The sequence below is a fragment of the Bradyrhizobium sp. HKCCYLS20291 genome (assembly GCF_051167715.1).
GTDB lineage: Bacteria > Pseudomonadota > Alphaproteobacteria > Rhizobiales > Xanthobacteraceae > Bradyrhizobium.
In genome coordinates this window covers 100,457-109,973 of record NZ_JBNPTO010000024.1, presented here as the reverse complement: position 1 = coordinate 109,973, position 9,517 = coordinate 100,457, and the positions used below count along the sequence as shown (strand labels likewise).

General features: G+C 65.3%; 10 protein-coding genes and 1 tRNA gene. 5 read left to right on the top strand and 6 right to left on the bottom strand.

Going from position 1 to position 9,517, the window contains the following annotated elements:
• Positions 1–30: 30 nt before the first annotated feature.
• Together ACQR07_RS34275 and ACQR07_RS34270 are read right to left on the bottom strand one after the other, a co-directional pair.
• Positions 31–106, bottom strand: a tRNA-Ile gene (locus ACQR07_RS34275).
• A 186-nt stretch (positions 107–292) separates the two neighbouring features.
• Positions 293–1,255 (bottom strand): Bug family tripartite tricarboxylate transporter substrate binding protein, encoded by a 963-nt coding sequence (locus ACQR07_RS34270; RefSeq protein ID WP_434906456.1) that lies wholly within the window; start codon positions 1,253–1,255, stop codon positions 293–295.
• A gap of 106 nt (positions 1,256–1,361) precedes the next feature.
• Here ACQR07_RS34270 and ACQR07_RS34265 point away from each other — a divergent pair, with 106 nt between their 5' ends.
• Entirely contained in the window at positions 1,362–2,342 is a 981-nt protein-coding gene (locus tag ACQR07_RS34265) for a TAXI family TRAP transporter solute-binding subunit (RefSeq protein WP_434906455.1), read from the top strand.
• Between the two features lie 63 nt (positions 2,343–2,405).
• On the opposite strand, the gene ACQR07_RS34260 is transcribed toward ACQR07_RS34265, so the two are convergent.
• The 3 genes from ACQR07_RS34260 to mobA form a co-directional block, all read right to left on the bottom strand.
• Positions 2,406–3,635 (bottom strand): ABC transporter substrate-binding protein, encoded by a 1,230-nt coding sequence (locus ACQR07_RS34260; RefSeq protein ID WP_434906454.1) that lies wholly within the window; start codon positions 3,633–3,635, stop codon positions 2,406–2,408.
• A 143-nt stretch (positions 3,636–3,778) separates the two neighbouring features.
• Complete coding sequence (locus tag ACQR07_RS34255) at positions 3,779–4,372, bottom strand: cation transporter (protein ID WP_434906453.1); 594 nt, start codon at positions 4,370–4,372, stop codon at positions 3,779–3,781.
• 9 nt (positions 4,373–4,381) lie between these two features.
• Positions 4,382–5,011, bottom strand: a complete 630-nt coding sequence (gene mobA / locus ACQR07_RS34250) for a molybdenum cofactor guanylyltransferase MobA (RefSeq protein ID WP_434906452.1) — start codon at positions 5,009–5,011, stop codon at positions 4,382–4,384.
• 213 nt (positions 5,012–5,224) lie between these two features.
• On the opposite strand from mobA, the gene mobB reads away from it, so the two are divergent.
• The 3 genes from mobB (at position 5,225) to ACQR07_RS34235 (ending at position 8,485) form a co-directional block, all read left to right on the top strand.
• Positions 5,225–5,746 (top strand): molybdopterin-guanine dinucleotide biosynthesis protein B, encoded by a 522-nt coding sequence (gene mobB / locus ACQR07_RS34245; RefSeq protein WP_434906451.1) that lies wholly within the window; start codon positions 5,225–5,227, stop codon positions 5,744–5,746.
• Positions 5,747–5,888: 142 nt separating this feature from the next.
• Entirely contained in the window at positions 5,889–6,146 is a 258-nt protein-coding gene (locus ACQR07_RS34240; protein WP_434906450.1) for a sulfurtransferase TusA family protein, read from the top strand.
• Positions 6,147–6,829: 683 nt separating this feature from the next.
• Complete coding sequence (locus ACQR07_RS34235) at positions 6,830–8,485, top strand: OFA family MFS transporter (protein WP_434906449.1); 1,656 nt, start codon at positions 6,830–6,832, stop codon at positions 8,483–8,485.
• Positions 8,486–8,563: 78 nt separating this feature from the next.
• Here the strand turns inward: ACQR07_RS34235 and ACQR07_RS34230 are convergent, their stop codons facing one another.
• Complete coding sequence (locus ACQR07_RS34230) at positions 8,564–9,013, bottom strand: hypothetical protein (protein ID WP_434906448.1); 450 nt, start codon at positions 9,011–9,013, stop codon at positions 8,564–8,566.
• A gap of 394 nt (positions 9,014–9,407) precedes the next feature.
• Between ACQR07_RS34230 and ACQR07_RS34225 the strand changes: the two genes are divergently transcribed.
• Positions 9,408–9,497: a K(+)-transporting ATPase subunit F gene (locus ACQR07_RS34225; RefSeq protein WP_006614032.1), complete on the top strand. Its 90-nt coding sequence runs from the start codon at positions 9,408–9,410 to the stop codon at positions 9,495–9,497.
• The last annotated feature ends 20 nt before the right edge of the window (positions 9,498–9,517 follow it).

The window sequence follows — 9,517 nt, the reverse complement described above, 5'->3', positions numbered from 1 at the left end:
TTTGGGGTTTGTGTAAGTGCTTGATTTGCCTGGTGGGCCCGGCAGGACTCGAACCTGCAACCAGACCGTTATGAGCGGCCGGCTCTAACCATTGAGCTACAGGCCCCGCGGCGCGGAGGGCTCGGGGGCGGCGGGCAGGAACGGGCCTGTCCGGCGCGCGAGCGACACGGCGACGGTGCGGGGCTTCGTTTACAGCCCCGGCGGCGATCCGGCAATGCTGCAGCCGGATCGTCTTGCCGGGCGACGGACCTCCTGGGCTTGCCGCCGGCCGCCGTCCGGATGTTCAGCGGGGCTAGTCCACCGAGACGCCGGCGAATTCCACCACCTTGCGCCATTTCTCGGTCTCGTCGACCACCAGTTTGCCGAACTCGGCCGGGGTCATGGCGCGCGGGATGCCGCCGGTCTCAACCAGCCGCGCCACCAGTTTGGGATCCTTCAGCGCCTCGCCGACGGCCTTGTTGAGGATCTCGACGATTTCGGGCGGCGTGCCCTTTGGCGCGGAAATGCCGTAGAAGCCGACCGATTCGTAGCCCGGGATGGTCTCCGCGATCGCCGGCACCTCGGGCACCGTCGGCCAGCGTTGCGGCGAGGTGACGCCGAGCGCGCGGACGCTGCCACCGCGGGACTGCTCCAGCGCCGTCGGCAGATTGTCGAAGATCAGCTGCACCTTGTTGGAGATGATGTCCGGGAACGCCAGCGCCGAGCCGCGATACGGCACGTGCAGCATGTCGCATTTCGTCATCGCCTTGAACAGTTCGGCCGCCATGTGCACCGAGGTGCCGTTGCCGGACGAGGCGAACGCGATCTTGCCGGGATTGGCGAGGCAGTAGTCGATGAACTCCTTCACCGTCTTGGCCGGCAGGTCGTTGCTGACCACCAGCATGTTGGTGAGTTGCATGATGCTGGCGACCGGCACGGTGTCGCGGATGAAATCGTAGGGCAGCTTCTTGTACAGCGAGGTGCTGATCGCGTTGTTCGGCGCGACGAACAGCAGCGTATAGCCGTCGGGCGGTGAGTTGATCGCTGCCGCCGCGGCGATGTTGCCGCCCGAACCGGTGCGGTTCTCGACCACGAATTGCTGCCCGTAGCGGTCGGACAGCCATTGCGCCATGATGCGGGCGACGATGTCGACCGGCCCGCCGGGGGAAAAGCCGATCAGCCAGCGCACCGGACGGTCCGGATAGGCTGCCGCGGCCGGCTGCATCAGGCCTATGGTGGCCACGAGGCCGACCAGGATCGCACGCACCAACTTCATCTCGTTCCTCCCCAAGCTCTTGTCGTTGTCGTGGGCGCCATGCTTCCATAGATCGGCTCGCTTGCATACAAGCGTGGTGGACGTGCAGGTACGGAAAGGCCGGCCGATGAAGCGATTGCCATGGCTCGGCCTTGCCGTCGCGCTGCTCGCCTCGGCCGCCGCAGCGCAGCAGGGAGGACACGCCATCAGCACGCTCGCGCTCAGCCTCGGGACGGCGACGCCCGGCGGCGGCTTCCCGGTCTACGGCGAGGCCTTCGCGAAGGCTATGAACCACAAGGCCATGAACGACGCCGATGCTCAGTTGAAAATTCTTCCGCGCAATACCATGGGCAGCAACGAGAACATTCCGCTGCTCGAGCAAGGGGAGCTCGATCTCGGCCTGGTGGCCGGCGAGCCGGCCTATCAGGCCTTCATGGGCATCGAGCGCCCGAAGACCCGGCTCAAGATCCTGACCGCGATTTTCTCCAGCCCGGGCCTGTTCGTCGTGCGCCAAGACAGCGCGTATCGCAGCATCCGCGATCTCGTCGGCCATGCGGTCGTGTTCGGCGCCAAGGGCTCGGGCCTGCCGATCATGTCGCGCTACATGCTCGATGGGCTCGGCCTGAAGCAGGACGAGGATTTTGAGGCGATCTACCTCGATCGTGCCGGCGATGGGCCGGCCATGGTGCAGGACGGCCGCGCCGTGGCGCTCTGGGGCGCCGGCACGGGCTGGCCTGGGTTCCACGCCATGGCCAAGGCACCGGGCGGCGCGCGCTTCATCGCGCCCTCGGCCGAGGAGATTGCGCAGATCAGGGCGAAGCACAGCTTCCTGAAGCTGCTCACCGTGCCGCCGAACAGCTATCCCGGCCAGAGCGAAGCCATCGCCTCGATCGGCTCGTGGAGCTACGTGCTGACGCGCGAGAGCCTGCCCGACGACGTCGCCTACCGCCTGGCCAAGACGCTGCATGGCGCGGAAGCCGCGCTCTGCACAGCGCTGGCGCAGGCCTGCGAAACCACCGCCGCCAACACCGTGGCGGCGGCGCCAAGTCTCGATCTCATCCACCCGGGTGTGCTGAGATATTTCCGCGAGATCGGCGTGGCGAAATGAGGGGGGCGAATGGCGAATAGGGAGTAGCGAATAGGGAGAATCAAATTTCGTATCGCTACTCGCCTATTTCATCGGGCACGCCGGATCTGGCGGCCCGAACGCATCCTCGCCCTTGATGGTCGCGAGGATCTTGTAATAGTCCCACGGATATTTGCTTTCCTCCGGCGACTTGACCTGCGCCAGCACGAGGTCGTGCACCATCAGATTGTCGGCGCGGAGCTTGCCATTGCGGGCGAAGAAGTCCTCGACCGGTGTCTCCCGCATCTTCGCGGCCACCGCGAGCGGATCGTCGCTGCCGGCGGCCTTGATGGCGTTCAGATAGTGCGTGACGGCGGAGTAGACGCCGGCCTGCCACATCGTCGGCATCCGGTTCATCTTGGCGAAATAGCGCTTCGACCATTCGCGTGTCTTGTCGTCCATGTCCCAGTAGAACGAGGTGGTCAGCAGCAGGCCCTGCGCCGCGGGCAGGCCGAGCGAATGGATGTCGGTGATCAGCGCCAGCAGCGCCGCCATCTGCTGGCCGCCCTTGAGCAGGCCGAACTCGGCCGCCGTCTTGATCTCGTTCATGTTGTTCGGCGGACCTGCGGCAATGCCGATGATCTTGGCCTTGGAGGCTTGTGCCTGCAGGATGAAGGAGGAGAGATCCGGCGTCGCGAACGGCGGCCGCACCGATCCGACGACCTTGGCGCCGTTCGCGGTGACGACGCTCGAGGCGTCGCGCTCGAGTGAATGACCGAAGGCGTAGTCGTCGGTGATGAAGAACCAGCTGTCGCCGCCCCGCTTGACGACTTCCTTCGCCGTGCCGGTGGCGAGCGCGCGAGTGTCGAATACCCATTGCATCGCGTAAGGCGAGCAGAACTTGCCGTGGAAATCGGCCGCGCCGGTCGACTGGGTGATGAACAGCTTCTTCTTTTCGGCGGCGATCGTCTGCACCGCGAGGCCGACCGCGGAGACCGGCACGTCGACGATGAGGTCGACCTGCTCGGTGTCGTACCAGCGGCGCGCGATCGCAGCACCAATGTCGGGCTTCAACTGATGATCGCCGACGATGACGCTGATCGGCTTGTCCAGCACCTTGCCGCCGAAATCGTCCACCGCCATCTGCGCCGCCGTGACCGAGCCCTGTCCGGTCGGCGTCGAGGCCGGGCCGTTCATGTCGCTGAGCACGCCGATCTTGACGACGTTGTCGGAGATCTCGGCGTGCGCGGCCGTCGTGACCAGCAGCGCTGCCGCGGCGCATGCCGCCCGCCTCAAGGAACCGAGTTGCAATCCGTCCTCCACCGCTGTCGGCATCACGCCGTTGGTCGTTCGCGGCTCTGCCGGCCGCTCCGCCTATCTGCAATCAATCCGGGTCGGCCGTCAATCACACCGCAGAGCGGCCGAAAGGGACGAACGTTTGCGCCGCAATGAGTGGCCGCGTTTGTGCTCCGTCCGCCTCAGGCCTTGGCGGCCTTGTGCTCCTCATGCGCCGCCTCCCACACTTCGCGCGCGGCGTCCGCGTTCATCAGCGCGATGCCGACGCCGACGATCAGATCGGGCCAGATCGAGCGCCACAGGAAGGCGGTAACCAGGCCGACCGCAACGATGGCGATGTTCGCGAACGCATCGTTGCGCGCCGACAGGAACGCGGCCTTGGTCAGGCTGCCCTGGTGATCACGGACCCGGGCCAGGATCAATGCGCAGCCGAGATTGACGACCAGCGCGCCGAGGCCGGCCACGGTCAGCGGCAGCGGTGCCGGCACGACCGGAGTGACGAAGAGCTTCTCCCCCGCGGTCCACAGCCCGGCGAGCGCGGGCGCGAGCAGGATCAGCGCCAGCACCTTGCCGAGCTGCGCCCGCCGCGCAGCACTCCAGCGCAGCGCCAGTGCGATCAGCAGATTGACCGACGCATCTTCGAGGAAATCGACGCTGTCGGCGAACAGCGACACCGACCCGATCGCCAGCGCGACCGCGAACTCGATGCCGAAATAGCCGAGATTGAGCGCCGCGACGGCGAGTACGGCCCGGCGGACGGAGGTCGTAGCATCCATCGTGCGTCCTCAGTCGCCCATGGCGGCGAGCCGCACGGCTTCGGCGAGATCGTCCGCCGTGTTGGCATTGAAGAACGGGTCGCGCGGCTGAATTGGCCAGGTCACGGTGGCGACGTTATAGCGCGCCGTGAAGCGGGTGACCTTTCTGATGTCCTCAGTGACAAGGGCGCGGCGAAGATCGTCGCGCAGGCCGACCGGCCACAGCCCGATCACCGGATGAATCTGGCCACCCGAGGCCGCCAGCGCGATATCGGCGCGCTCAGCCGTGCGGGCGGTGGCGAGGCGCATCACCAGATCGGGCGGCAGGAACGGGCAGTCGGCGGCGGCGCTGAGCATCCATTGCGCGGTGGGCATCCGGGCTGCCACGACGTCGAGACCGGCCAGGATGCCCGCCAGCGGACCCTGAAAGCCGTCGATGCTGTCGGGCACGACCGTGAGGCCGAAGCCACCGAAGCGGGCGGGATCGCCATTGGCATTGAGGAACAATGTGCCACATTGCGGGGTCAGCCGCGCGATCACCCGCTGCAGAATGGTCTGGCCGCCGATCAGGCGCATCGGCTTGTCGCCGCCGCCCATCCGGCGGGAGAGGCCGCCCGCGAGCAGGACGGCTGGGATAGATGCCGCTGGCGTCGCTGTCATGGCCACTGGTTCCGCATTGCTGAACTCGGTCTATCACGTCCCGCGGCGCAGCGTGAGTGCCGGGTTGGCCGCGCCGAAACCCGGTCCGCTCCGGCCGAGCGAAGCGCTCCCGGCATGACATTGCAAAGCCGGGGTTATAAAGCTTCAGGGGCGCCGCCCCAACGGCGCGTTCGCGCAGGCAGTGGCCGTGCTGGAGACATTCTGGAGACTGCAATGAACGTCATCGGCCTTGCCGGCTGGAGCGGCGCCGGCAAGACAACCCTGCTGACGCGGCTGATTCCATATCTGATTGCGCGGGAACTTCGCGTCTCCGTGGTCAAGCATGCCCATCACCGATTCGATATCGATGTGCCCGGAAAGGACTCGTGGCGGCACCGGGAGGCCGGCGCCGCGGAGGTTTTGGTCGCATCGGGAACGCGATGGGCCTTGATGCACGAGTTGCGGGGCCAGCCCGAGCCCGCGCTGGCCGATCTGCTGGGCAGGATGGCCGAGGTCGACCTGGTCGTCGTGGAAGGGTACAAGGCCGGCCCGCATCGCAGGATCGAGGTGCATCGCAGTGACAATGGCAAGCCGCTCTTGTTCCCGGATGACCCCGGCATCGTTGGCATTGCCTGTGATGTCCGTGTTCGAACCGAGTTGCCGCAGGCTCATCTCGACGACATCCCAGCGATTGCGGAACTGATGCTGAGGGCGGCGATGCCGCTGTCCGAGGTTCAGGCCTTGGCGCGATATTGAGTTGCGGCGGAGAACCGTCGGGTTCCATCGTGAGAACTTGGCGGAGAGGGTACGACATGGAACCGATAACGACGCGGTTGCTGCAGCGCCGCACCTATTCTGGAACTCACGATCGCGCGATCGCCTATCTCGGGCGGCGCAGATGATCAGGCTCGACCTTTCCGGGTTGAAATGCCCACTGCCCGTGCTCAAGACGCGCAAGGCGCTGCAGTCGCTGAAGGCGGGCCAGTGCCTGGAAGTGCGCTGCACTGACCCGTTGGCCGTCATCGACATTCCAAACCTGATTCGAGAAACCGGGGATCGGGTCGAGATTGTCGACCACGGCGAACGCAGCGTTCTGTTTTTGATCGAGAAGAGGGCGGAAGATGACGTCGCTGGCCCACCGGACAGCGCGGCATGACGTGCTGCAGGTTGTCTCAACTAAGTAGTTCGTGCGAGAGACCTGGAAATCAAGTGTCAAGCCATCGAGTTGCTGCGGATCGTCGCATGGTGGTCGGCGTTCGCCCATAACAATGCCGCCTTCTCAGTCGAGGCTTGCGTCGATGTGGCGGGGCAAGGAGAGGTTGTTTTCTTTCACATCTTCGAGAGCGACGTGATCTCGTTCGGACTGCCGTCACCTGCATGGGTGATTCTGATTAGTTCGTCTTAGCGGGGCGCACCGTCGATCGAAGTATCGGCGAGACAGATGACTGCAGCCGAGAGTGGCGATGGTGTGAGTTGCACGTGAATTTTTTTGGTTTGATAGCAACACATGCTGGTTGCGGTGCGATCAATCCACGACGATCGACCAAATATTACCATTTTACTATCGACAATTTGCCTCGGTTCTGCACCAATTGAGGCGCCTCCGCGGAGGTTGCGGAAGTTTGGTCGTGCCCGCATGTGATCGGGCCAAGCAGGACCGCTGCAAAATGATGGTCACGGCATACGTCCTCGGGTGAGGGGGTCTTATGCCAGCGGCCAGAATGAGCGTTTGTGCGTTGCGAAGCGGTTCGGCAGGCCAAGCGGGTAGGCAAGCGTATCGATTCTGATCAAGGGGACAGAACATGACGGTGTTGCGTTGGACGGGCAGGGGAGGAATGCATGGCAACCATTGAAAGCGCGGGGACGCTGCAGAACCCGCAAGCGGGCATTTTCGATCGTGAACACACCGTCGCAAAAGCGGGCTTCAATCGCTGGCTGGTTCCGCCGGCGGCGCTGTGCATCCATCTGTGCATCGGCATGGCCTATGGCTTCTCGGTGTTCTGGCTGCCCCTGTCGCGCGCGATCGGCGTGACGCAGACGCAGGCCTGCCCAGACATGAGCCTGTTGCAGGAGCTGGTCACGACCACCTGCGATTGGAAGGTCGCGAGCCTCGGCTGGATGTACACCCTGTTCTTCGTGCTGCTTGGCGGCTCGGCAGCAGTCTGGGGCGGCTGGCTCGAGCGGGCCGGACCGCGCAAGGCGGGCGCCGTGGCGGCCTGCTGCTGGGGCGGCGGCCTGCTGTTCGCCGCGCTCGGCGTTTACGTGCATCAGCTCTGGATGATGTGGCTGGGCGCCGGCGTCATCGGCGGCATCGGTCTCGGCCTCGGCTACATCTCGCCGGTCTCGACGCTGGTGAAATGGTTCCCTGACCGCCGCGGCATGGCGACCGGCATGGCGATCATGGGCTTCGGCGGCGGCGCAATGATCGGCGCTCCGCTGGCCAACCTGCTCATGAACTACTTCAAGACGCCGACCTCGGTGGGTGTCTGGGAGACGTTCGTCACGATGGGCCTGATCTACTTCGTGTTCATGATGATCGGCGCCTTCGCCTACCGCGTCGCTCCGGTCGGCTGGCAGCCCGAGGGCTGGACGCCGCCTGCGGTGAAGAAGGCGATGATCTCCGAGCACCATGTCCATCTCGACAACGCGCACAAGACGCCGCAGTTCTGGCTGGTCTGGTGGGTGCTCTGCTTGAACGTGTCGGCAGGTATCGGCGTGATCGGCATGGCTTCGCCGATGCTGCAGGAGATCTTCGCCGGCAAGCTGATCGGCCTGCCCGACGTCAGCTTCAACCAGCTCGATGCGACGCAGAAGGCAACCGTCGCGGGCATCGCGGCAGGCTTCGCCGGCCTGCTGTCGTTGTTCAACATCGGCGGCCGTTTCTTCTGGGCCTCGCTGTCGGACCATATCGGCCGCAAGGCCACCTACTACTGCTTCTTCCTGATCGGCATCGCGCTCTATGCACTGGCGCCGACCTTCGCAGCGATGGGATCGAAGCTGTTGTTCGTGGGCGCCTTTGCCATCATCCTCTCGATGTATGGCGGCGGGTTCGCCACTGTGCCGGCCTATCTCGCCGACCTGTTCGGCACCCAGTTCGTGGGCGCCATTCACGGCCGGCTGCTGACGGCCTGGGCGACCGCCGGCATCATCGGTCCGGTGGTGGTCAACTACATCCGCGAGTTCCAGCTTGCCGCCGGCGTGCCGCGCGACCAGCTGTATAACACGACGATGTACATCCTCTGCGCCATGCTCCTGGCGGGCCTGATCTGCAACCTGCTGATCAAGCCGGTCGATCAAAAGTGGAACATGAGCCAGGATGAGGTCGCTCGCTACCAGGCCCAGCTCGCCAAGAACGAGTCGGCGATCCAGCACGGCTCGTTCGGCATCGGCAGGGGCGGCTTGGACGGCAGGTCCGCGCTGTTCTGGGCCTTCGTCGGCGTGCCGCTGGCGTGGGGTGTCTGGAAGACGCTGGAAAGCGCGGTCAAGATCTTCTGATCCAAGCAACGGATCGAAGCATGCGGGGCGGCCGATCTGGCCGCCCCGTTTTTTTGTGTCGCCGATTGTCTCGTCGCCCTAGAAATTCTCGCAGCAGATCGTTTCCTCGAGCGTCGGCTCGGCTTCGCAACCGCGTCTTGCATGCGACGATGTCGCGGATCCCTCGAGCCGGTGCGCCTCGACGGCTGCCTCGAGCAGAGCAAGCGCGATGTCGGCGTGCCGTCCCTCGGCGCAGTGGTCGAGCCAGTCGGGCAGCTCGCGCCGCTGCGACAGCGCGCAATGCCATTCGCCGTCGTCATAGTCCAGCCGGCGCAGCGACCAGCTCGGCAGCTGCAGTGCGATCAGCTCAAGCGCGGCATCGACACGCGCGCCGGCTTGAACCATCCGATCGATCCTGGTCCGGCGCCGTGCGCGCGCCGACAATGCTGAAATGCCGTCGGCCTGACCGAGCAGCTCGGCCATCAGCGCGGCGCCGCGCTGTGCGATCTGCGGAGGCGCGTCGAAATCGAATACCGTCGTGACCGGCATGGCGCTGTCCCGTGCTCCTTGAACCATGGCCGTCGTGGCCGGACGGCAATCTGGCGCCAGAGGCCGTAGGAAGGCGAGAGGGGCGGCGGGCCAGAGATATAGGCGGCGCATAAACGCGCGGTCCCGCGCCGGCGCCAGCGCTGCAGTCCCATATGAGATTCCTATAACGCCGCCGGCCGCGCCGTCTCGAAAACCTATGGGACCGAGTGCCATCTGGCACCGTGGACGAGGCGGGGGCGCATACACGCGGCCCTAGCCGTAACACGCGCTGCGCGCCTCTCGCGCGCATGAGGAGAACACCATGCTGGACTTCTTGATGCTGGCGCTGGCCGCCAGCCTGTTCGCCTTGGCGATCGGCTACACCCATGCCTGCGAGCGGCTGTAGGAGCGGGCCATGATCGTCGACTACTCGCTCGCCGGCGCCGTGTCGCTCGGCCTCCTGATCTATCTTACCTACGCGCTGCTGCGGCCCGAGCGGTTCTGAGCCGGCCTCGGCACTTCCAA

Excerpts from the sequence above, each read along its gene's own strand:
- ACQR07_RS34240 (WP_434906450.1), top strand. The coding sequence starts at position 5,889 with ATGATCAGGCTCGACCTTTCCGGGTTGAAATGCCCACTGCCCGTGCTC.
- mobB (WP_434906451.1), top strand. The coding sequence starts at position 5,225 with ATGAACGTCATCGGCCTTGCCGGCTGGAGCGGCGCCGGCAAGACAACC.
- ACQR07_RS34225 (WP_006614032.1), top strand. The coding sequence starts at position 9,408 with ATGATCGTCGACTACTCGCTCGCCGGCGCCGTGTCGCTCGGCCTCCTG.
- ACQR07_RS34255 (WP_434906453.1), bottom strand. The coding sequence starts at position 4,372 with ATGGATGCTACGACCTCCGTCCGCCGGGCCGTACTCGCCGTCGCGGCG.
- ACQR07_RS34265 (WP_434906455.1), top strand. The coding sequence starts at position 1,362 with ATGAAGCGATTGCCATGGCTCGGCCTTGCCGTCGCGCTGCTCGCCTCG.
- ACQR07_RS34270 (WP_434906456.1), bottom strand. The coding sequence starts at position 1,255 with ATGAAGTTGGTGCGTGCGATCCTGGTCGGCCTCGTGGCCACCATAGGC.
- ACQR07_RS34235 (WP_434906449.1), top strand. The coding sequence starts at position 6,830 with ATGGCAACCATTGAAAGCGCGGGGACGCTGCAGAACCCGCAAGCGGGC.
- mobA (WP_434906452.1), bottom strand. The coding sequence starts at position 5,011 with ATGACAGCGACGCCAGCGGCATCTATCCCAGCCGTCCTGCTCGCGGGC.
- ACQR07_RS34230 (WP_434906448.1), bottom strand. The coding sequence starts at position 9,013 with ATGCCGGTCACGACGGTATTCGATTTCGACGCGCCTCCGCAGATCGCA.
- ACQR07_RS34260 (WP_434906454.1), bottom strand. The coding sequence starts at position 3,635 with ATGCCGACAGCGGTGGAGGACGGATTGCAACTCGGTTCCTTGAGGCGG.